The organism is Paracoccus lichenicola (genome assembly GCF_009708075.1).
Taxonomy (GTDB): Bacteria; Pseudomonadota; Alphaproteobacteria; order Rhodobacterales; family Rhodobacteraceae; genus Paracoccus; species Paracoccus lichenicola.
Genome location: NZ_WMBT01000004.1, coordinates 52,976 through 73,359 on the forward strand (window position 1 = coordinate 52,976; position 20,384 = coordinate 73,359).

20 protein-coding genes are annotated in these 20,384 nt (G+C 67.1%); 7 read left to right on the forward strand and 13 right to left on the reverse strand.

Annotated features, from left to right (window positions below; all coding sequences use genetic code 11):
• Positions 1–9 precede the first annotated feature (9 nt).
• The 3 genes from GIY56_RS08915 to cls are packed head-to-tail and all read right to left on the reverse strand — an operon-like array spanning position 10 to position 2,539.
• Positions 10–783 (reverse strand): DUF6478 family protein, encoded by a 774-nt coding sequence (locus GIY56_RS08915; RefSeq protein WP_154764483.1) that lies wholly within the window; start codon positions 781–783, stop codon positions 10–12.
• Positions 784–842: 59 nt separating this feature from the next.
• Positions 843–1,121, reverse strand: coding sequence for a 4a-hydroxytetrahydrobiopterin dehydratase (locus tag GIY56_RS08920; RefSeq protein ID WP_154764484.1), 279 nt, complete (start codon positions 1,119–1,121; stop codon positions 843–845).
• Between the two features lie 11 nt (positions 1,122–1,132).
• The gene (cls, locus tag GIY56_RS08925) at positions 1,133–2,539 is read right to left on the reverse strand and encodes a cardiolipin synthase (protein WP_230312396.1); all 1,407 of its coding nucleotides are present in this window, start codon (positions 2,537–2,539) and stop codon (positions 1,133–1,135) included.
• 112 nt (positions 2,540–2,651) lie between these two features.
• Here cls and accD point away from each other — a divergent pair, with 112 nt between their 5' ends.
• Together accD and GIY56_RS08935 are read left to right on the forward strand one after the other, a co-directional pair.
• Positions 2,652–3,572 (forward strand): acetyl-CoA carboxylase, carboxyltransferase subunit beta, encoded by a 921-nt coding sequence (gene accD, locus GIY56_RS08930; protein ID WP_154764486.1) that lies wholly within the window; start codon positions 2,652–2,654, stop codon positions 3,570–3,572.
• Between the two features lie 57 nt (positions 3,573–3,629).
• Complete coding sequence (locus GIY56_RS08935; RefSeq protein WP_154764487.1) at positions 3,630–4,901, forward strand: bifunctional folylpolyglutamate synthase/dihydrofolate synthase; 1,272 nt, start codon at positions 3,630–3,632, stop codon at positions 4,899–4,901.
• Between the two features lie 207 nt (positions 4,902–5,108).
• Here GIY56_RS08935 and zapE read toward each other — a convergent pair whose 3' ends face one another.
• Positions 5,109–6,209, reverse strand: a complete 1,101-nt coding sequence (zapE, locus tag GIY56_RS08940) for a cell division protein ZapE (RefSeq protein WP_154764488.1) — start codon at positions 6,207–6,209, stop codon at positions 5,109–5,111.
• Between the two features lie 103 nt (positions 6,210–6,312).
• On the opposite strand from zapE, the gene GIY56_RS08945 reads away from it, so the two are divergent.
• Complete coding sequence (locus GIY56_RS08945) at positions 6,313–6,960, forward strand: 5'-methylthioadenosine/S-adenosylhomocysteine nucleosidase (protein ID WP_154764489.1); 648 nt, start codon at positions 6,313–6,315, stop codon at positions 6,958–6,960.
• A 52-nt stretch (positions 6,961–7,012) separates the two neighbouring features.
• A complete protein-coding gene (locus tag GIY56_RS08950) occupies positions 7,013–8,806 on the forward strand; it encodes an ABC transporter transmembrane domain-containing protein (protein WP_154764490.1) in 1,794 nt (597 codons plus the stop codon).
• On the opposite strand, the gene GIY56_RS08955 is transcribed toward GIY56_RS08950, so the two are convergent.
• On the reverse strand, positions 8,807–9,346 hold the full coding sequence (locus GIY56_RS08955) for a CAP domain-containing protein (RefSeq protein WP_230312398.1): 540 nt from the start codon (positions 9,344–9,346) through the stop codon (positions 8,807–8,809). It abuts the gene before it with no gap.
• Positions 9,347–9,513: 167 nt separating this feature from the next.
• On the opposite strand from GIY56_RS08955, the gene lysM reads away from it, so the two are divergent.
• The 3 genes from lysM (at position 9,514) to GIY56_RS08970 (ending at position 12,393) form a co-directional block, all read left to right on the forward strand.
• Positions 9,514–10,020, forward strand: coding sequence for a peptidoglycan-binding protein LysM (lysM, locus tag GIY56_RS08960; protein ID WP_154764491.1), 507 nt, complete (start codon positions 9,514–9,516; stop codon positions 10,018–10,020).
• A 138-nt stretch (positions 10,021–10,158) separates the two neighbouring features.
• Positions 10,159–12,042, forward strand: a complete 1,884-nt coding sequence (locus tag GIY56_RS08965; RefSeq protein ID WP_154764492.1) for an acyl-CoA synthetase — start codon at positions 10,159–10,161, stop codon at positions 12,040–12,042.
• Between the two features lie 198 nt (positions 12,043–12,240).
• Positions 12,241–12,393 carry a hypothetical protein gene (locus tag GIY56_RS08970; RefSeq protein WP_154764493.1) on the forward strand — a complete coding sequence of 51 codons (153 nt, stop codon included), beginning with the start codon at positions 12,241–12,243 and terminating at the stop codon, positions 12,391–12,393.
• A 350-nt stretch (positions 12,394–12,743) separates the two neighbouring features.
• On the opposite strand, the gene ettA is transcribed toward GIY56_RS08970, so the two are convergent.
• The 8 genes from ettA to GIY56_RS09010 form a co-directional block, all read right to left on the reverse strand.
• On the reverse strand, positions 12,744–14,399 hold the full coding sequence (gene ettA, locus GIY56_RS08975; RefSeq protein ID WP_154764494.1) for an energy-dependent translational throttle protein EttA: 1,656 nt from the start codon (positions 14,397–14,399) through the stop codon (positions 12,744–12,746).
• Positions 14,400–14,456: 57 nt separating this feature from the next.
• Entirely contained in the window at positions 14,457–15,323 is an 867-nt protein-coding gene (locus tag GIY56_RS08980; RefSeq protein WP_230312399.1) for a sulfotransferase family protein, read from the reverse strand.
• Positions 15,320–15,955: an MT-A70 family methyltransferase gene (locus GIY56_RS08985; protein ID WP_230312401.1), complete on the reverse strand. Its 636-nt coding sequence runs from the start codon at positions 15,953–15,955 to the stop codon at positions 15,320–15,322. Before GIY56_RS08985 ends, GIY56_RS08980 begins: the two co-directional genes overlap by 4 nt.
• A 98-nt stretch (positions 15,956–16,053) precedes the next feature.
• Positions 16,054–17,430, reverse strand: a complete 1,377-nt coding sequence (gene rimO / locus GIY56_RS08990; protein ID WP_196053587.1) for a 30S ribosomal protein S12 methylthiotransferase RimO — start codon at positions 17,428–17,430, stop codon at positions 16,054–16,056.
• On the reverse strand, positions 17,421–17,657 hold the full coding sequence (locus GIY56_RS08995; RefSeq protein WP_154764497.1) for a hypothetical protein: 237 nt from the start codon (positions 17,655–17,657) through the stop codon (positions 17,421–17,423). The genes rimO and GIY56_RS08995 overlap by 10 nt, the downstream gene beginning before the upstream one ends.
• Positions 17,658–17,984: 327 nt before the next feature.
• Positions 17,985–18,755, reverse strand: a complete 771-nt coding sequence (locus tag GIY56_RS09000; RefSeq protein ID WP_154764498.1) for an ABC transporter permease — start codon at positions 18,753–18,755, stop codon at positions 17,985–17,987.
• Positions 18,752–19,693, reverse strand: coding sequence for an ABC transporter ATP-binding protein (locus tag GIY56_RS09005; protein WP_154764499.1), 942 nt, complete (start codon positions 19,691–19,693; stop codon positions 18,752–18,754). The genes GIY56_RS09000 and GIY56_RS09005 overlap by 4 nt, the downstream gene beginning before the upstream one ends.
• 13 nt (positions 19,694–19,706) lie before the next feature.
• Positions 19,707–20,288, reverse strand: coding sequence for an NADPH-dependent FMN reductase (locus GIY56_RS09010; RefSeq protein WP_154764500.1), 582 nt, complete (start codon positions 20,286–20,288; stop codon positions 19,707–19,709).
• Positions 20,289–20,384 lie beyond the last annotated feature (96 nt).

The window sequence follows — 20,384 nt, forward strand, 5'->3', positions numbered from 1 at the left end:
CCGCCCCCTTCAGGTCTGCGCGCGCGGATGGTGCGACACCACCGCGTCGTTGATGCTGACCGCATTCATGCGCGGCTGCTCGAAGATCAGGTCCAGCCAGGCCCGTTCGATCGGCCGGTTCGCCAGGTCGGCATAGGCCAGGTCGAACTCGGCGCGGCGCGCGGCGCCCTGCCCTTCGACCGGATGGCCAAGCTGGCGCAGCATGGTTTCGGTGTTCGGCCCCTGCACCAGGTTGATGCGGGCATACATCGTGATCGGGCGTTCCGCATCCATCACCGTGTCCAGCAGCAGCACCCGGTCCGGGCCGAGGCGTTCCAGCGCATCGCCCGGCAGTTCCAGCGCCAGCGCCAGGAAGCTGCAGGTGGTGCCCAGCATCTCGATCCGCAGGCCATAGCTTGCGCCCTGCCCCGGCTGCGGCCGCAGCGACTGGCGCAGGATCATCGCGCCGTGGGGGCAGTCGTGCCACAAGGCCGCATCCTCGCCCAGCCGTTGCCCGTTCCCGGGCGAGGCGACGGCCTGCGGGCTGATCTGGCCCCGCAGCAGGTGCGGTCGCCAGAACCAGTCCGTGCCGGGGGGCAGGTCGCCTTCCGACACCTCGTTCTTGCGCAGCATCCACGGGTCCGAAGCCTGCAGGAACCGCGACAGTTGCCGATGCAGGATTTGTGCCCGTTCCCGCAGTTCGGGATCGACAGGACGCGGCGTGCGGTCCTGTTTGTCAGCCAGGCGGGGCCAATCAATGCGATCCCGATGGCGCCCCAGGATTTGCAGCAGTTGCTTGACCATTCGGGGGTCCCTTGTCCGTTCCCCGTGTGGATAAACTGCAACCATGACGTGAACAAGCGTTACGCGACCAATTCGTTCAGCCGGGCGGCGCAGGCGAAATCCGCATCCGTCAACCCGCCCGCGTCATGGGTGGTGAAGGCCACCTCGCAATAGCCCCAGCCGAAGCGCACGTCGGGATGATGGTTCTGCCGGTTGCCCAGCCAGGCCGCCAGATTCGCCATCTCGACGGCCTTGGCAAAGCCCTTGAAGGGGAAGCGCCGCAAGATCGCCTTCCCGTCCGGCGACAGCTGCCAGCCGTCCAGGTCCGCCAGCCGCGCCGCGATGTCCCCGGCCTCCATGCCGATCCCCTTCACAACAACGGCGAGGCCAGCGCCAACAGGTTGTTGCGCAGCCGGCGCAGGATGGACCAGCCGCGCACCTCCTCCAGCGTGATCTCGCGCGACCGCTCGGCATAGCTGTCCTGGCGCGCATCCAGTTCGGCCACGAATTCGTGATCGAAGACCGCCATGTTCACCTCGTAGTTCAGCTCGAAGCTGCGGCGGTCCAGGTTGGCGCTGCCGACCATGCCCATGCGGCCGTCCACGGTCATGATCTTGGAATGCAAAAGCCCGTCCTGGAACAGCAGGATCCGCGCGCCCGCCGACAGCAACCCGTAATAGAAGCCCTGGCTGGTCGCGCCGACGACAAAGGAATCGTTGCGGGCGGGCAGGATCATCGTCACCTCGACCCCCCTGCGGGCGGCGGCGCGGACGGCGGCGTCCAGGGCGGTGTCGGGCACGTAATAGGGCGTGGTGATCACCACCCGGTCGCGCGCCGCGTGCAGCATCCCGGTCAGGCAATCGGAAATCGACCCCTGCCGCCGGTCCGGCCCGGTGGGAATGACCTGCGCGACCTCTCCGGGATCGGCGACGGGCGCGACGGGCAACAGCATGTCGCCCAGATCCTTGCCGGTATAGCTCATCCAGTCGCCCAGGAAGACCGACTGGAACTGCCGCACGACCGGACCCTCGACCGACATCAGGATGTCCACCCAGGGGGCGAAGCGCGGCTTGATGGCAAAGGCCATGTCGGCGCAGTTGCGGCTGCCGGAAAAGGCCACGCGGTTGTCCACCACCAGGATCTTGCGGTGGTTGCGCAGGTCCAGCCGCCGGAACAGCACGCTGATGAAGGGTAGGCCCCAGGGGAATGCCGTGACGCATTCGGCCCCGGCTTCCTGCATCCGGGTCCACAGCGCCGACCGCACCAGCAGGCGCGACCCCAGGGCATCGACGATCACCCGGCATTCGACGCCGCGCGCGGCGGCGCGGGCCACGGCCTCGGCGACCTTCCGGCCGGAATGGTCGGGCAGCCAGATGTAGAACAGGACATGGACGTGATCCACGGCCCGGTCGATCGCGTCGATCATCCGGTCGATGGATTCGTCGCCCTCCTCCAGCAGGCGGATGCGGTTGCCCGACAGCGCCGACATGCCGCCCACGGCCGCATTCGCCGCCACCACGGGCAGCGCGTAATGAGGGGGTTCCGCGATCACGGCGGGGTTGGGGACGCGCAGGTTGGTCAGCCGGTCGCGCACGTCGGCCATGCGCTGCACCTCGGCCTGGTTCAGCCGCACCTCTCCGAACAGGACATAGGCCAGGATGCCGACCAGGGGCAGCGCCTCGATCACCATGATCCAGGCCAGGCGGACGGACGGGTCCAGCCGCGGGCGGATCAGGACGCGCGCGATCAGGGCAAGCGTGACCGTCGTATGCAGCATGACAAGGAATGAGGCCCACATGGCCCGCATCATTCCCGCCCGCCACGGCAATTGCAATTCCCCCCGTCGCGGCCTATCTCGGGGGCTTGAAAACAGCAGGGACCGCCCGCGAATGAACTGGATCACCAACTATGTCCGTCCGCGCATCAATTCGCTGTTCTCGCGCCGCGAGGTGCCCGAGAACCTGTGGACCAAGTGCCCCGAATGCGGAACGATGCTGTTTCACCGCGAACTGTCGGACAACCTGAACGTCTGCACCAGTTGCGACCATCACCTGGCGATCAGCCCGCGCGACCGTTTCGCGGCGCTGTTCGACGGCGGCGTGTTCCTGGACGTGAAGGTGCCCGAACCCATCGCCGACCCGCTGCAATTCCGCGACCAGAAGAAATACCCCGACCGCATGAAGGCCGCGCAAAAGGCCACCGGCGAAAAGGAAGCCATGCTGGTGGCCGAGGGAGAGATCGGCCGCACCCCCATCATCGCCGCCGCCCAGGACTTCAGCTTCATGGGCGGGTCCATGGGCATGTATGTGGGCAACGCCATCATCGCCGCCGCCGAACGGGCGGTGAAGACGAAACGCCCGCTGGTGCTGTTTTCGGCGGCGGGCGGCGCGCGGATGCAGGAAGGCATCCTGTCGCTGATGCAGATGCCCCGCACCACGGTGGCGGTCGAGATGCTGCGCGAAGCCGGCCTGCCCTATATCGTCGTGCTGACCCACCCGACTACCGGCGGCGTCACCGCCAGCTATGCCATGCTGGGCGACATCCAGATCGCGGAACCCAATGCGCTCATCTGCTTTGCCGGTCCCCGCGTGATCGAACAGACCATCCGCGAAAAACTGCCCGAAGGCTTCCAGCGCGCCGAATACCTGCTGGAACACGGGATGCTGGACCGGGTGACGCACCGCAAGCAGTTGCGCGACGAGCTGGTCTCGATCCTGCGCCTGCTGGGCCGGATGCCCGCGCCCACCCGCGCCGACCTGCCCGCGCCGGTGGCCCCGTCTGTCCAGCCCGAACCGGCGCCCGCCGACTGATTTCATCTTCGCCCAAATATCCCGGGGGTCCGGGGGCTGGCCCCCGGCTGCAACAGCATGAGCCATTCCGACGCCGTCCTGGACCGCCTGATGTCGCTCCACCCCAAGGTCATCGACCTGTCGCTGGACCGGATGCACCGGTTGCTGGCGGCCCTGGGCCACCCCGAACGCTGCATCCCCCCGGCGATCCACATCGCGGGCACCAACGGCAAGGGCAGCACCCAGGCCATGATCCGTGCGGGGCTTGAGGCGGGTGGCTGCCGCGTCCACGCCTATACCTCGCCGCATCTGGCGCGGTTCCACGAACGCATCCGCGTGGCGGGCGATCTGATTGCCGAGGCCGATCTGGCGGCAACGCTGGAAGAATGCGAGGCCGCGAACGCCGGCCAGCCCATCACCTTCTTCGAGATCACCACCGCCGCCGCCTTCCTGGCCTTTTCCCGCACCCCCGCCGATTACACGCTGCTCGAGGTGGGCCTCGGCGGCAGGCTGGACGCGACGAACGTGATCGACAGCCCCCGCCTGACCGTCATCACCCCCGTCAGCATCGACCACACGCAATACCTGGGCGAGACGCTGCCCCTGATCGCGGCGGAAAAGGCCGGGATCATCAAGCGCGGCGTGCCGGTGGTCGTCGGCCCCCAAGACGACGAGGCCCTGCGCGTGATCGAGGCCAAGGCATCCGGCCTGACCGCGCCGGTCCTTGCCCATGGCCAGCACTGGATGATCGCGCCCGACAGGGGCGGCATGGTCTATCAGGACGACCACGGGTTGTGGGATCTGCCGCTGCCGAACCTGATCGGCCCGCACCAGATCCAGAACGCCGGCACCGCCCTTGCCGCCCTGCGCCAGTTGGGCGCGACGGACGCCCAGGCCCGCGCGGCGGTCACGCAGGCCCAATGGCCCGCCCGGATGCAGCGCCTTCGCCGCGGCCCTCTGGTCGATCTGGCCGGTCCGCAGGCCGAGTTGTGGCTGGACGGCGGCCACAACCCGGCGGGGGGCGAGGCGGTGGCCGCGACGCTGGCCGCCATGCCGCCGCGGCCGACGCATCTGGTCTGCGGGATGCTGAACACCAAGGACATCGCGGGCTATCTGCGCCCGCTTGCGGCCCACGCCCGGTCCCTGACCGCCATCGACATCCCCGGTGAGCCGAACACCCTGCCCGCCGAAACGACGGCAGGGCTAGCCGCCAGCGTCGGCATGACCGCGACCACCGCCACGGATGCGGCGGAAGCCATCACGCAGATCATCGCCCGCGACCCCAAGGCGCGGATCCTGATCTGCGGGTCGCTCTATCTGGCGGGGCGGGTGCTGCGGGAAAACGGCTAAGCTGTGAGAGGTCCGGCAGGTGAATGTCCAGTGGACATTCGCCCGGACCGATTGCCCGAAGGCCGTAGGCCGCAGGGCAAGGGGCGTGCAACCGGACCGGACGCCAGCAATCCGGCCGCGCCTGACTGGGCGGGCGCGTTTATCGCGCCTGCCAAGGGGCAGGCAGGCGCGGCCGGATTTGTCGCGGGACAAATCCGGCAAGGCCCTTCACCCCTTGTCCTGTCCCCAATCCGCGTCCTGCATCTCGCGCAAACGGCTGGCGGTGCGCTCGAACTCGAAGCTGCCCTCGCCCTCGTTGTAAAGCTGCTCGGGCTGGTCCGCGCCGCTGGCAATCAGGCGGACCTTGGCCTCGTACAGCGCGTCGATCAGCGTCACGAACCGCTTGGCCTCGTTGTAGTTCGACGCCGACAGCCGGGGGATCCCGTCGATCATCAGCACCCGGACCGTCCGCGACAGGGCCAGGTAATCCGCCGGACCCAGGGGCTTGCCGCACAGATCCCAGAAACCCGACCGGCCCACGCCATCGGCAAACAAAGGCAGGGTAAAGCTGCGCCCGCCGACCTCGATCCGGCGCGGCTCGCCCGCAGCATCCCCGGTCAGGTCAGACCAGATCGCGTCCATTGCCGCCTTGGCGGCCGCATCCGCCGGGCAGAACCAGACCTGTCCGCCCGACGCCCGCCCCTGCCGGTGGTCCACGGGGCTGTCCAGGCACACGACCTCCATCCGCTGGCGGATCAGGGCGATGAAGGGCAGGAACAATTGCCGGTTCAGCCCGTGCTTGTACAGATCCTCGGGCGCGCGGTTCGATGTCGTGACGATCACCACGCCCTGTTCCAGCAGCACCTGGAACAGCCGCCCCACGATCATCGCGTCGGCGATGTCGGTGATCTGCATCTCGTCGAAGCACAGCAGGCGCACGGCGGCCGCGACCTCCAGCGCCACGGGGCGCACGGTGTCCTGATCGCCCCGCTGGCGGGCGCGGTTCAGCCCGGCCTGGATTTCCTGCATGAATTCATGAAAATGCACGCGCCGCGCGGGCACGGTCGCGGCCTCGGCCATCAGGTCCATCAACATCGACTTGCCGCGCCCGACCCCGCCCCACAGGTAAAGCCCCTTCGGCGCGGCAACGGGCGGCGGGCTGCCCACGCCCAGAAAGGCGCGCCAGGCCGACCGCTTTTCCGGCGGGGGCGCGGCAGAGATGTCGTCCAGCACCCGGTCCAGATGCGGCAGCACGGAAAGCTGCGCCGGATCCGCCTCGATCCGCCCATCCGCCACGCGCTGCCGATAAAGATCGCCGACCTTGCCCATGGGCGCGCCCTTGCCACGGATGCCGCGCGTCCCGCAAGGGCCAATGCTTGACCCGCGGCCCCGCCTCGTGCCACCCCTGCGAAGGCCAGAGCCGCGAGGATCCATGACCAAGTCCCCCACCCGCATCGCGGGCATTCCCGTCCTGTTCGTCATGGCGGCCGCCGCCGAATACGGTCCCGCCCTGCGCGCCCGCATCGACCCCCTCATCACCGGCATCGGCCCGGTCGAGGGCGCGGTGCAGCTGACCGCCGCCCTGGCCGGAATGGCGGACCTGCCCCGGTTGATCGTGTCGCTGGGGTCGGCGGGTTCGGCGCGGCTGGAACAGGCCGAGGTGTATCAGGTCACGGCGGTCGCCTATCGCGACATGGACGCATCCCCCCTGGGGTTCGAGAAGGGGCGCACGCCGCTGCTGGACCTGCCGGTCCGCGTCGAATTGCCCCACCGGGTCGAAGGCATCACGGGCGCGACCCTCTCCACCGGCGCCAACATCGTCAGCGGCGCGGGCTATGACGCCGTGGCCGAGGACATGGTGGACATGGAAACCTTCGCCCATCTGCGCGCGGCCCAGCATTTCGGGGTTCCGCTGATTGGGTTGCGCGGCATTTCCGACGGCGTGGCGGAATTGCAGCACCTGTCGGACTGGACGCAATACCTGCACATCATCGACGAAAAGCTGGCGGGGGCCGTGGACCGGATCGCCGACCAACTGGCCGACGGAAGGCTGATCCCCGGCGCCCCGCGCTTGTCCTGAGGGCCGCCAGCCCCTAAACCCCCTGGGGGCACATCGACCGGACAAGGCAGACATGGCACGCGGCACGACGATCATCCACGACCGGCCCACCAGCAAGCGCGTGGGCGCGCTGCGCGCCTTGGGACCGTTCCTGAGGCCCTATCGCGTGCAGGTGGTGCTGGCGCTGGTCGCGCTGGCGGCCACATCGGCCATCAGCCTGATCCTGCCCCTGGCCGCGCGCCGGGTGGTGGACAATTTCGACGACGGCGCAGGCCTGCTGGACAAATATTTCGGCGCGGCGCTGCTGATCGTGGCCCTGCTGGCCCTGGGCACGGCGGCGCGGTATTACTTCGTCACCCGCCTGGGCGAACGGGTCGTGGCCGACATCCGCAAGGCGGTCTTTGCCCGCGTCATCACCCTGTCCCCCGCCTTTTTCGAGCGGGTGATGACGGGCGAGATCCTGTCGCGCATCACCACGGACACCACGCTGATCCAGTCGGTGATCGGATCGTCGCTGTCGATCGCGCTGCGCAACATGATCATCCTGGCGGGCGGGATGGCGATGCTGGCCTTCACCTCGTTCAAGCTGATGGGCTTGGTGCTGCTGATCATCCCGGTGATCATGGTGCCGATCATCGTGCTGGGCCGACGCTTGCGCGGCCTGTCGCGCGTGGGCCAGGACTGGATCGCGGCTTCATCCGGTGCGGCGTCCGAAACCCTGCTGGCCGCGCAGACGGTGCAGGCCTATACGCACGAAGGGCGCAGCATCGCGCGCTTCGACGACGTGACCGAACGGTCCTTCGACGTGGCGCTGACGCGGATCCGCACGCGGGCGGTGATGACGGCCATCGTGATCTTCCTGATCTTCGCGGGGGTGATCGGCGTCTTGTGGGTCGGCGCGCGCGACGTGCAGGCGGGGGTCATGACCGCAGGCCAACTGGTGCAGTTCGTGATCTATGCGATCCTGGTCGCGGGATCGACCGGGGCCTTGTCGGAAATCTGGGGCGAATTGCAGCGCGCGGCGGGCGCCACCGAACGCCTGGGCGAGTTGCTGGCGGCCGAGGATGCGCTGACCGATCCCGCCCATCCCGTCCCCCTGCCCCGCCCCGTGCGCGGCCAGATCGTGCTGGAAGGCGTCAGCTTCCGCTATCCCACGCGGCCCGATGTCTCGGCCCTGGAAGGGGTCAGCCTGACCATCCGGCCGGGCGAGACGGTGGCCCTGGTCGGGCCGTCCGGCGCGGGCAAGACGACCGTGATCCAGCTGATCCAGCGGTTCTGGGATCCGGCAATGGGGCGCGTCACACTGGACGGCATCGACCTGCGCGACATGGCGCGCGCCGATTTCCGGCAGGCCATGGCGCTGGTCCCGCAGGATCCGGTGATCTTCGCCGCGACCGCGCTGGACAACATCCGCCTGGGCCGCCCCGACGCCCCGGCGTCCGAGGTCGAGGATGCCGCCCGCGCCGCCCACGCCCATGACTTCATCAGCACCCTGCCGCAAGGCTATGACACCCCCTTGGGCGAACGCGGCGTGATGCTGTCGGGCGGCCAGCGCCAGCGCATCGCCATCGCCCGCGCGATCCTGCGCGACGCCCCCGTCCTGCTGCTGGACGAGGCGACAAGCGCGCTGGACGCCGAATCCGAATCGCTGGTCCAGGCCGCCGTCCAGCGCCTGTCCGAAGGCCGCACCACCGTTGTCGTGGCGCACCGTCTGGCGACGGTGAAGAAGGCCGACCGCATCGTGGTCTTCGACGCGGGCCGGATCGTCGCCCAGGGCACCCATGACGCCCTGGTGGCCGAGGGCGGGCTTTACGCCCGGCTGGCGCGGATGCAGTTCACCGACCTGGCCGCCCCCGAACCCGCCTGATCATTTCGGCGCGGCATAGACCGCCGCCCAGAACCGCGTCCTGCCGTCCGGCCCGATGGCCTGCCCGATGCCGTAATCGCGGACCTGCGGGATCAGCATGTTCGCCAGATGGCCGCTGGATGCATTCCATTCCGCCAGCACGCGGTCCTGGGAAAACGGTCCGGCGGCGATATTCTCGGCCGTGACGGTGGGCGCATAGCCTGCGGCCTTGACGCGCGGGCCGGGACCGCTGGTCCTGCTGCCGATATGCGTCATCCGCCCGCGCTGCGCCATGTCGCAGGCGTGCCGGGCCGCCACCTGCGCCAGCACCGGATCGGGCTGCACGGGCTGCAGGCCTGCCTTGCGGCGCACGGCATTCGTGGCCGCCGCGCCGTGGCTGTTCTGGCTGGAACTGGTGGCAAGGCAGGTGGCCTTGCCCGCCGACATCAGTTGCATGGCATGGGGGTCGCCGCCCCCGGCCTTGATGCCCGTTGTGGACTGCGCGCAGCCCGACAGGACGGCACAGACCAGAAGGGCGGACAATCGCATGGGATGTGTCATGATTTCACCTTGTGAAGCAAAGTGCACTCTACGGGTGAAAGCATGAATGAAGTAACAATGCACGGTTGCAATTTAGGGGACGGGCCATGCGATAACCAGATGGAACGCTTGCTTCAACCCCGCGTTTTTCGTCAGATCACGACGAAACACAGCCGAAAGGATGCATGATGGCCATCTGGGATTTCGTGAAGGACGCCGGGAAATCGGTCTTCGGCAAGGCCGAGGCGGCCGAACCCGCCAAGCCGCAAGCCCCTGCCCCGGCGGCGGCAAAGCCCGCGCATGATCCCGACACCACCCGCAAGGTCGCGGCGCTGAAGGCCGAGTTGAAGGCGCTGAACCTGGACAAGGACGATGTCCACTTGACCCTGCGCGGCGATACCGTCAAGGTCGAAAGCAAGGGCGCCAACCGCGAGACGCTGGAAAAGCTGATCCTGGCCCTGGGCAACATCGAGGGCATCGCCAAGGTCGAGGCCGACCTGCCGGATGCCGGACCCGAGGCAGGCAAGGCCCCCGTCTTCCACACCGTCAAGAAGGGCGAAACCCTGTCCGAGATCGCCAAGGCCTATCTGGGCAGCGCCGGCAAGTACAACGCCATCTTCGAGGCGAACCGTCCGATGCTGTCCGATCCCGACAGGATCTATCCCGGCCAGACCCTGCGCATCCCGCAGGCGTGACCCGCCGACGCGGCGTCCGCGCGACCTGACGCCGCGTCTCCGCCCTGGCGCGCGGCCAAGCCCCTTGCCCCCCTTCCCGCCGATGGCCCATTGTGTTTCCCGAGAGGGATCAGGAGGATGGTCCCGGGGGGAGGATGGATGAACCGCTTCATCAGCTATGACGACCGCAACGCCCTGGAAGCCGAGATGCCCTATGCGGCGCGCGATCTTCCCGTCACGATCTACGGCTTTCTGGCCCGCACCGCCCAGCGGGTTCCCGACCGGCCCGCGATCAGCTTCCAGCTTCTCTCGGACCCGCGCGGCCATGCGACGACCCTGACCTGGAAGGATCTGCTGGAACGCGTCACCGAGACCGCCAACCTGCTGCGCAAGCTGGGCGTCGGCCCGACCGACACCGTGGCCTATCTGCTGCCCAACAGCATCGAGACGCCCGTGGTTCTGCTGGCGGGCGCGACGGCGGGGATCGTGAACCCCATCAATCCGCTGCTGGATGCCCAGCAGATCGCGGGCATCCTGCGCGAAACCCGCGCCAAGGTGCTGGTCACGCTGCGCGCCTTTCCCAAGACCGACGTGGCCCAGAAGGCCGCCGAGGCCGTGGCCCTGGCCCCCGGCGTCACCCATGTGGTCGAGGTGGACCTGAACCGCCACCTGCGCGGGTTGAAACGCTGGATCGTGCCGCTGATCCGCCCCCGCGTGAAGCGCCGCGGCAAGGCCAGGGTCCTGAACTTCGAGGCCGCGACCAGCGGCGAACGCCACACGCGCCTGGATTTCGAGGACATCCAGCAGGACCGGGTCGCGGCCTATTTCCACACCGGCGGCACCACCGGCACGCCCAAGGTGGCCCAGCACAAGTATTCCGGCATGATCTACAACGGCTGGCTGGGGGGATCGCTGCTGTTCGATGAAAACGACGTGCTGATGTGCCCGCTGCCGATGTTTCACGTCTTCGCCGCTTATCCGATCCTGATGTCCTGCCTTGCGTCGGGCGCGCATGTCGTGATGCCCACCCCGGCCGGATACCGGGGCGAGGGGGTCTTCGAGAACTTCTGGAAGCTGATCGAACGCTGGCAGGCCACCTTCCTGATCACCGTGCCGACCGCGATTTCCGCGCTGATGCAGCGGCCCGTGAATGCCGACGTGTCGTCGCTGAAAACCGCCATTTCCGGTTCCGCCCCCCTGCCGATTGAATTGTACAACCGCTTCAAGTCCGCCACCGGGGTCGAGATCGCCGAGGGCTATGGCCTGACCGAGGCCACCTGCCTGGTCAGCTGCAACCCCGTGGATGGCGTGAAGAAGGTGGGTTCCGTGGGCATCCCCCTGCCCTATACCCAGGTCCGCATCCTGCGCCACGACGACGCGGGCCGCGCGCATGAATGCCCGACCGACGAAGTGGGCGAGATCTGCGTGGCCAATCCCGGCGTCTTCCCCGGATCCACCTATACCGAGGCCGACAAGAACCACGACCTGTTCGCCGACGACATCTATCTGCGCACGGGCGACCTGGGGCGGCTGGACGCGGACGGCTATCTGTGGATCACGGGCCGGGCCAAGGATCTGATCATCCGCGGCGGCCACAACATCGACCCCGCCGAGATCGAGGAAGCGATGCTGTCCCACCCCGCCGTGGCCTTCGCGGGCGCCATCGGCCAGCCCGACAGCTTCGCGGGCGAGTTGCCCTGCGTTTACGTGGAACTGGTCGCGGGCGCCCAGGTCACCACGCACGAGCTTCTGGCCCATGCGCGCGATCACATCCACGAACGGGCGGCCTATCCCAAGCATGTGGAAATCCTGCCCGAGCTGCCGAAAACCGCGGTGGGCAAGATCTTCAAGCCCGACCTGCGCCGCCTGGCGATCAAGCGGGTCTATGACAAGGCGCTGGCGGGCACCGGCGCCCATGTGGCCGAAGTGGTCGAGGACAAGAAGCGCGGCCTGGTGGCACGGCTTGCCCGCGACGGGGATGTGGATGAAGCGGCAGTGAAGGCCAAGCTGGGCGAATTCACGCGGCCGTGGGAGTGGGGATAGCACCCAAGGCGGCGGTTCTGACCGGATGATGGCGACGATCCGATCCGGCCTGTCCCGCATCAGCCTGATCTTGCGGCTTTTCCCGCACGGACAAGTGCCGCCTGGCCAGGCAGGAGTGGCCCGGTAACGCGCCTGTGTCTTGGGCGACGGCGCGATTCGGGGCAGGCTGAACCATTGCAACAAGAGACAGGAGCCTTCATGACGCGACTTTCCCTTGCCACTCTGACCGCTTGCCTGCTGGCCGCCCCGGTCCTGGCCTTTGACGGCCCGACCGCGACGGACACCGCAGCAAGCCCGACGCCCACGGTGATCGCGGCCAACTGCCCCGGCAAGCCGCCGGTGAACGCCTGAAATCAGCGCAACGCCTGCGGGCGTTGCGTGTTTGAAGGGGGTTTGGACCCCGCCGATCTGCGCCGGGAATGGTGGGGTGGAACCCACCCTACAGGTAGGGTGGGTGATTTCACGCACCTCTTTTCGTGTGACGATGGTGCGTGCAAAGCACGCACCCTACGCTTGCTGCGGGTGTTGCGTTCTTGCAGAGTGGGGTCACACCCCAATTTCCGGCTTGAAAGAAAAAGGCAACTCGATCTGTAGGGTGCGTGATTTCACGCACCATTTTCTTGCGTGATGGTGGTGCGTGCAGAGCACGGCACCCTACGCTGCCAACCGGCAAGGTTGGTGGGGAAACCCCTACCCTTCGCTCACCGCGTGAACTTCTTGTATTTCACCCGCTTCGGCTCGATCGAGTCCGGTCCCAACCGCCGCACCTTGTCCTTTTCGTAATCCTCGAAGTTCCCCTCGAAGAACTCGACATGGGCGTCGCCCTCGAACGCCAGGATATGCGTGCAAAGCCGGTCCAGGAAGAACCGGTCGTGCGAGATGATGATCGCGCAGCCCGCGAAATTCTCGATCGCGGCTTCCAGGGCCTGCAGGGTTTCCACGTCCAGGTCGTTGGTCGGTTCGTCCAGCAGCAGCAGGTTGCCGCCCGATTTCAAAAGCTTGGCCATGTGAACGCGGTTGCGTTCGCCGCCCGACAGCAGGCCCACCTTTTTCTGCTGGTCGCCGCCCTTGAAGTTGAAGGAACCCACATAGTTGCGGCTGTTCACCTGCGCGTCGCCCAGTTCGATCACCTCGGCCCCGCCCGAGATTTCCTCCCACACGGTCTTGTCGGGATCCAGGCTGTCGCGGGACTGGTCGACATAGGACATCTTCACCGTCTCGCCGATGGTGATGGTGCCTTCGTCGGGGGCCTCTTGCCCGGTGATCATCTTGAACAGGGTCGATTTGCCCGCGCCGTTGGGGCCGATCACGCCGATGATGCCGCCGGGCGGCAGGCTGAAGGACAGATCCTCGATCAGCAGCTTGTCGCCCATGTGCTTTTTCAAGCCCTCGACCTCGACCACCTTGCCGCCCAGGCGCGGGCCGTGGGGGATGACGATCTGCGCCTTGCCGACCAGTTCCTTGACCGATTCGTCGGCCATCTTGTTATAGGCGGAAATCCGGGCCTTGGATTTGGCCTGCCGGGCCTTGGCGCCCGCGCGGATCCATTCCAGCTCCTTTTCCATGGCCTTCTGCTTGGACTTGTCCTCGCGCGCTTCCTGGGCGACCCGCTTGGCCTTGGCTTCCAGCCACGAGGAATAGTTGCCCTCGTGCGGCAGGCCCCGGCCGCGTTCCAGTTCCAGGATCCAGCTTGTGATGTCGTCCAGGAAATAGCGGTCGTGGGTCACGGTCAGGATCGTGCCCTTGTATTCGATCAGGTGCTTTTGCAGCCAGGCGATGGTTTCCGCGTCCAGGTGGTTGGTGGGTTCGTCCAGCAGCAGCATGTCGGGGGCTTCCAGCAGCAGCTTGCACAAGGCCACGCGGCGGCGTTCGCCCCCCGACAGCGTTTCCACGTCGGCGTCGTCCGGCGGGCAGCGCAGCGCCTCCATCGCGATATCGACCTGGTTGTCCAGATCCCACAGGTTCTCGGCGTCGATCTCGTCCTGAAGGCGCGCCATCTCGTCGGCGGTCTCGTCGGAATAGTTCATCGCCAGTTCGTTGTAGCGGTCCAGCTTGGCCTGCTTGGCCTTGACGCCTTCCATGACGTTGCCGCGTACGTTCAGTTGCGGATCGAGCCACGGTTCCTGCGACAGATAGCCGACCTTGGCGCCCTTGGCGGCCCAGGCCTCGCCCTGGAAATCCTTGTCGAGACCGGCCATCACCTTGAGCAGCGTCGATTTGCCGGCGCCGTTGACGCCGACGACGCCGATCTTGACGCCCGGCAGGAAGTTGAGGTGGATGTCCTGAAACACCTTCTTGCCGCCGGGATAGGTCTTGGACACGCCGTCCATGTGGTAGACGAACTGATAGGACGCCATCGGAATCTCCTGCAAACTTTGGGTGCTATGTAGGCGAAAGCGGGGCCGGGCGAAAGGTCAGCGCGTCTCGGCCAGGAAATCGGGGCCGAGGTGGTCTTCCAGGAAGGCCAGTTGCGGGGCCATGCGGCGGACCAAGGCGGCCACGGCCTCGGGCGGGGGGCGCAGCGGGTTGCGGTTGGCAAAGACCTTGTCGGTCATATGCGAATAAACCCAGGGACCGATGCCCAGATAGGCTTCGACCTGGTCCATCACCCCTTGCGGATCGCGGGCGATGCGGCCGAAGGGCAGGACCAGCATGTCGGGGAAACGGGCCTGCCAACGGGGCAGGTAGGCTGCGTAATCGCCGCGGTCATAAAGGACCGGGTTGTCGATTTCCGCCATCCAGTCCGCCAGCGTCTCGGGGCGGCGCTTCTCGCGCGCCAGGTTCATGCGCAGTTGCGACACGGCGCGATCGACCGGGTGGCGGATCAGGTAGATGACGCGGGCCTTGGGCAGGAAACCCGCGACGTAATCGACGCCTTCGTCCGGCAGGGTCGAATATTCCGGAGTGAAATCCATCGGCAGGGCGACAGGCGGCGCGGGGGCGAAGACGCGCTTGTACCACTGGTTGTGGAACATCTTGCCGCGCGTGACGCCGTCCAGATAGGCGTCCAGTTCCGGCGGCACGGGGATGCCGCGCTTCGCATGGCGGTCGCGGATTTCCTGGGGCTTCTGGCGGTAATGCCAGCCGATCCACTTGCGATGGCCGGGGATGAACAGGTGGTTGAAATACTGGACCTCCTTGAAGGGAGGGATCCAGATCTGCGGGTGCTGGCCCAGCATCTGCGCCAGCCAGCTCGTGCCCGCCTTCTGCGCGCCGATGCACAGGGCAGCGGGCTTGCGCGGCTGGCCCGCGGGATCCATGACCGTGCCCAGACTGCTCAACGCAGCTTCACCACGTTGCTTTGGGAATGGTTGGAATAGGTGGGCCAGTCGGGCTGGTAATCGGCAGCCTGGTTGCCCCAGACGGTCCAGCCCTTGCGCGGGCCGCGCGCGAACATTTCCAGGCGCGGACCCCAGCTGCACGCCTCGATCAGGTCGTATTGCTCGTCGGGCTTGCGCGAGTGTTCGCGTTTCTGCGTGGCGATGATGTTTTCCTGGCTGCGGCCGGGATCCAGAGTGCGCACGTCGCGGCCCCTCACGCCGAACAGAAGGATCTCGGTCACGTTGCGGAAATAGAACCCCACGCCGCGCCGGTCGGGACCGCCGTCCTTGCGGGTCTTGTACCAGATCAGGTTCGACTTGTAGGCGAACCCCCAATGTTCCATCACCTTCAGCCCCTCGGGCAGAAGGGCGTTGGGCACCCACAGATACAGGTGCGCGCGGGCGTCGGCCACGGCCTCGACCGGCAGGTCGCAAATCTCGTCCAGCGTCATCGTCGGATAACGCGACAGGCGCTTGTGTTCGGGCGCCATCTTGCCGGTGCGGTTCTGGAACTGCCAGGGCGGGTCGGCCAGGACGGTGCCGAACCTGACCGCGCCCGCGGTGGCCAGAAGATCGTCAGACGCGCTGCTCAACGGGGCCTCCGGTGTCCTGGTTCGGTTATCCAGGGTTACCCATAACGGAGGGCCTGCCGGGCTGCCACCGTCAATTCGGGACATCCGGCCTGGCTGCGTCACAAGCGGCCCCAAAGGTCGTATTCGCCCGCCTCGTCCACCGTCACCGTCACGATGTCGCCGGGGGTCAGGGTTTCAAACCCCTCGTCGATGAACAGGTTGCCGTCGATCTCGGGCGCGTCGGCCTTGGTGCGGCAGGTGGCGCCGTCTTCGTCCACGCTGTCCACGATGACCTGGATCCGGCTGCCCACCTTGGCGGCCAGCTTGGCCTCGGAAATGGCCTGGGCCTTTTCCATGAAGCGGTCAAAACGGTCCTGCTTCACTTCGGGCGCGACATGATCTGGCAGGTCGTTGGCCCGCGCGCCCTTGACGTTTTCGTACTGAAACGCGCCCACGCGGTCCAGTTGCGCCTCGTCCAGCCAGTCGAGCAGGGTCTGGAACTCGGCCTCGGTCTCGCCGGGATAGCCCACGATGAAGGTCGATCGCAGGGTGATCTCGGGGCAGATAGCGCGCCAGGCGGCGATCTCGTCCAGGGTGCGCGCCGCAGCCGCCGGGCGGGCCATGCGGCGCAGGGTGTCGGGGTGGGCGTGCTGGAAGGGGATGTCCAGATAGGGCAGCACCAGCCCCTCGGCCATCAGCGGGATCAGGTCGCGGACATGCGGATAGGGATAAACGTAATGCAGCCGCACCCAAGCCCCCAAGCCGCCCAGGTCGCGGGCCAGGTCGGTGATGTGCGCGCGGTGGCCGCGTTCGGTCTCAAACCGGCGGTCCAGGCCATAGGCCGAGGTGTCCTGCGAAATCACCAGCAGTTCGCGCACCCCCGCCTGCACCAGCTTTTCGGCCTCTCGCACGACGGCATGGGCGGGGCGGCTGACCAGGCGCCCGCGCATGTCGGGGATGATGCAGAACTTGCAGCGGTGGTTGCAGCCCTCGGAAATCTTCAGATAGCTGTAATGGCGCGGGGTCAGGCTGACGCCGGATGCGGGCAACAGGTCGATGAAGGGATCGGGCTGCGGCGGCACCGCCTTGTGAACGGCGTCCAGCACGGCCTCGTATTGATGCGGGCCGGTGACGGCCAGCACCCGGGGATGCGCGCCGGTGATGTAGTCGGGTTCCGCCCCCAGGCAGCCCGTGACCAGCACCTTGCCGTTCTCGCGCAGCGCCTCGCCGATGGCGTCCAGCGATTCGGCCTTGGCGCTGTCGAGGAACCCGCAGGTGTTCACGATCACCGCGTCCGCGCCCTTGTAATCGGGGCTGATCGCGTACCCTTCGGCCCGCAGGCGGGTCAGGATGCGTTCGCTGTCCACGAGCGCCTTGGGACAGCCGAGCGAGACCATGCCGATGGTCGGCTGGCCGTCGCGGCGTTCGCCAGGCTGTTCATCGGGGATCCGGGCGCGGGCCAGGTCGGGGCGCAGGTCGGGCGGGTTCATGTGCATCCGCCGCAGATAGGTGATTCGCCGCCGCCGGAAAAGGGGGATGCGCCTTCGCCGGAACGTGATTTCCCGAAAGCGCCCCGATCGGCAAGATAAACCGCATGAGCAAAATACGCCTGATCCTTGCCGCCGCCCTGCTGGCCGCCCTTCCCGCCGCCAGCCAGGCCGACATCGTGGAACGCGGCCGCTTCATCGACGTGGAAAACCATCGCGGCGGCAACGTCCTGCAAATGGTGCAGTTGCGCGAACGTCTGGCCCGGTCGGGCAAGACGGTGCGGATCCGGGGATACTGCCGGTCGGCCTGCACGATCCTGACCACGCTGCCCAATGCCTGCCTGGGCGGGGGCGCGAGGATCGGCTTTCACGCGCCGCGCATCCCGAACACGCAGATCATCCCGCCCCTGGTGGACGAGATCATGGGCAACTATTACCGGAACGGCATCCGCGACCGCTGGTTCGGCGGCTGGAACCGGTCGCTGGAGATGCAGGTGATCACCGCGCGGCAATATGTGCGCATGGACCCGCAGGCGCGGATCTGCGCCGCGGACCGGCAAGGCTCACTCTCGCAGCCGCCAGCCCGTCGCGAAGATCCAGCGGATCGCCAGACAGCAGGCCGCGATCATCAGGCCGACCGCGACCAGCGACACGCCCACCGGCACGTCGGCAATCCCGAAGAACGCCCAGCGAAAGCCCGACACGAGGTAAAGCACCGGGTTCAGCTTGGCCACGCCTTCCCAGAAGGGCGGCAGCATGTCCGCCGAATAGAACGCGCCGCCCAGGAAAACCAGGGGCGTGATCACCATCATCGGCACGATCTGCAACTGCTCGAAGGACTTCGCCCATAGCCCGATGATGAAGCCCAGCAGGCTGAAGCCCGTGGCCGTCAGGACCAGGAAGGCCAGCATCCAGACCGGGTGCAGGATATGGACGCCCACGAAGAAGAACGAGGTCAGCAGGATCACCAGGGCGATCAGCACGGCCTTGGTCGCGGCGGCGCCCACGAAGCCCAGCGTGACCTCGATCCAGCCCACGGGCGAGACCAGGTATTCATAGATCGTGCCGCTGAACTTCGGGAAATAGATCCCGAAGCTGGCGTTGCTGACCGATTGCTGCAGGATCGTCAGCATCATCAGGCCGGGCACGATGAAGGCGCCGTATTCCACGCCCTCGACCGACTGGATGCGCCCGCCGATGGCCGCCCCGAAGACCACGAAATACAGCACCGTGGACAGGACCGGCGACAGAAGCGACTGCATGACGGTGCGGAAAAAGCGCGACATCTCGTGCTGGAAGATCGCCCCCACGCCGGGCCAGTTGACGCCGCTCATGCCGTCACCTCCTGACGCGGTTCCGCGACCAGCGTCATGAACACCTCCTCCAGGCTGGATTGCCGGGTGGACACGTCGCGCACCATGATTCCCTTGCGGGCCAGATCGCCCAGCAGATGCGCGATGCCGGTCCGGTCGGCCCGCGTGTCGTATTCATAGGCCAGCGACCGCCCGTCGTCCGACAGGCGCAGCGCGCGGTCCGACAGGGCATCGGGAATGGCGGCCAGCGGTTCCATCAGCTCGATGGTGAGGGTCTTCTTGCCGAATTCGCCCATCAGATCCGCCGTGGGCCGGACCAGCAGCAGTTCCCCGTGGTTGATGACGCCGATGCGGTCGGCCATCTCCTCGGCTTCCTCCAGGTAATGGGTGGTCAGGATGATGGTCACGCCGTCGCGGCGCAACTGGTCCACGACCTCCCACATCTCGCGGCGCAGCGCCACGTCCACGCCCGCGGTGGGTTCGTCCAGGAACAGGACCTTGGGCCGGTGCGACAGGGCCTTGGCGATCAGCACGCGGCGCTTCATGCCGCCGGACAGCTCGCGCGTCATGGCGTCGCGCTTGTCCCACAGCGCCAGGCTGCGCAGCACCCGTTCGATATAGGCGTCGTCGGGACCCTCTCCGTAAAGGCCGCGCGTGAAGCGGACCGCGTTGATCACCGTCTCGAACGGCTCCAGCGCGATTTCCTGCGGCACCAGGCCGATCAGCTTGCGCGCCGCGCGCCATTGGGTAGCGATGTCGTGGCCGCCCACGCGGACCGTGCCGCCCGTGGGCACCACCAGCCCGCAGATGATGGAAATCAGCGTGGTCTTGCCCGCCCCGTTCGGGCCAAGCAGGGCGATGATCTCGCCCTCGTGGATGTCCAGCGACACGCCGCTGAGCGCCTTGGTGCCGCTGCCGTATTGCTTGGACAGGTTCTCGATGCGGATGATCGCGGTCATCGTGTCGTCCTTTTCACTCGGTCCCGGGGTGATAGGGCCGGGCATGGCGCGCATGGGCCAGGGCCTCGACCCACCAGTCCAGCCTGTGCGCAAAGACCGCCATCGCCGCCTCGGCCGCAGCGGCGTCGTTGGGGTCGGTCATGTGCCCCAACGCGTCGAACTTGCGCCAGGGCGAGGCGAAGCTGACCGTGTCGCGCAGCGTGACGGTGTGCAGTTCGGCCAGGATGATGCGCAGGGCTTCCACCGCGCGCAAGCCGCCCGAGATGCCGCCATAGCCGATCAGCCCCACGGGCCGCGCCCACCATTCGGCGGTGACGAAATCGATCAGCGTCTTCAGGTGGCCGGGTTCGGCGTGGTTGTATTCGGGCGTCACGATGACGAAGCCGTCGAGGTTGGCCATCCGTTCGCGCAGGCGGTCGATGGCTGCGGCATTGCCGGTCTGCACCGGCAGAAGATCGGGATCGGCCGGATCGATGGTGCGCGTGGCAAAGCCGTGGCCTTCCAGTTGGCGGATCACCCAGAATGCCACCCGGTCATTGATCCGCCCTTCCCGGATCGATCCCAGGATCACCCCGATGCACTTGCGTTCCGCCATTGCCTGTTCCTTGTCGAGTCCGCCGGATTGAACGTCAAACCCCGTTCCTGTCGGCAGGACAAGGCATAAGCGTCAGCCGGGGCGATAGCCACCCCG

Bases quoted from the DNA above. Each gene is read 5' to 3' on its own strand.
- GIY56_RS08945 (WP_154764489.1), top strand. From the start codon at position 6,313: ATGACCAAGTCCCCCACCCGCATCGCGGGCATTCCCGTCCTGTTCGTC.
- GIY56_RS08935 (WP_154764487.1), top strand. From the start codon at position 3,630: ATGAGCCATTCCGACGCCGTCCTGGACCGCCTGATGTCGCTCCACCCC.
- GIY56_RS08950 (WP_154764490.1), top strand. From the start codon at position 7,013: ATGGCACGCGGCACGACGATCATCCACGACCGGCCCACCAGCAAGCGC.
- GIY56_RS08965 (WP_154764492.1), top strand. From the start codon at position 10,159: ATGAACCGCTTCATCAGCTATGACGACCGCAACGCCCTGGAAGCCGAG.
- cls (WP_230312396.1), bottom strand. From the start codon at position 2,539: ATGCTGCATACGACGGTCACGCTTGCCCTGATCGCGCGCGTCCTGATC.
- ettA (WP_154764494.1), bottom strand. From the start codon at position 14,399: ATGGCGTCCTATCAGTTCGTCTACCACATGGACGGCGTGTCCAAGACC.
- GIY56_RS08955 (WP_230312398.1), bottom strand. From the start codon at position 9,346: ATGACACATCCCATGCGATTGTCCGCCCTTCTGGTCTGTGCCGTCCTG.
- zapE (WP_154764488.1), bottom strand. From the start codon at position 6,209: ATGGGCAAGGTCGGCGATCTTTATCGGCAGCGCGTGGCGGATGGGCGG.
- lysM (WP_154764491.1), top strand. From the start codon at position 9,514: ATGGCCATCTGGGATTTCGTGAAGGACGCCGGGAAATCGGTCTTCGGC.
- GIY56_RS09005 (WP_154764499.1), bottom strand. From the start codon at position 19,693: ATGACCGCGATCATCCGCATCGAGAACCTGTCCAAGCAATACGGCAGC.
- rimO (WP_196053587.1), bottom strand. From the start codon at position 17,430: ATGCACATGAACCCGCCCGACCTGCGCCCCGACCTGGCCCGCGCCCGG.
- GIY56_RS09010 (WP_154764500.1), bottom strand. From the start codon at position 20,288: ATGGCGGAACGCAAGTGCATCGGGGTGATCCTGGGATCGATCCGGGAA.
- GIY56_RS08915 (WP_154764483.1), bottom strand. From the start codon at position 783: ATGGTCAAGCAACTGCTGCAAATCCTGGGGCGCCATCGGGATCGCATT.
- GIY56_RS08920 (WP_154764484.1), bottom strand. From the start codon at position 1,121: ATGGAGGCCGGGGACATCGCGGCGCGGCTGGCGGACCTGGACGGCTGG.
- accD (WP_154764486.1), top strand. From the start codon at position 2,652: ATGAACTGGATCACCAACTATGTCCGTCCGCGCATCAATTCGCTGTTC.
- GIY56_RS08970 (WP_154764493.1), top strand. From the start codon at position 12,241: ATGACGCGACTTTCCCTTGCCACTCTGACCGCTTGCCTGCTGGCCGCC.
- GIY56_RS09000 (WP_154764498.1), bottom strand. From the start codon at position 18,755: ATGAGCGGCGTCAACTGGCCCGGCGTGGGGGCGATCTTCCAGCACGAG.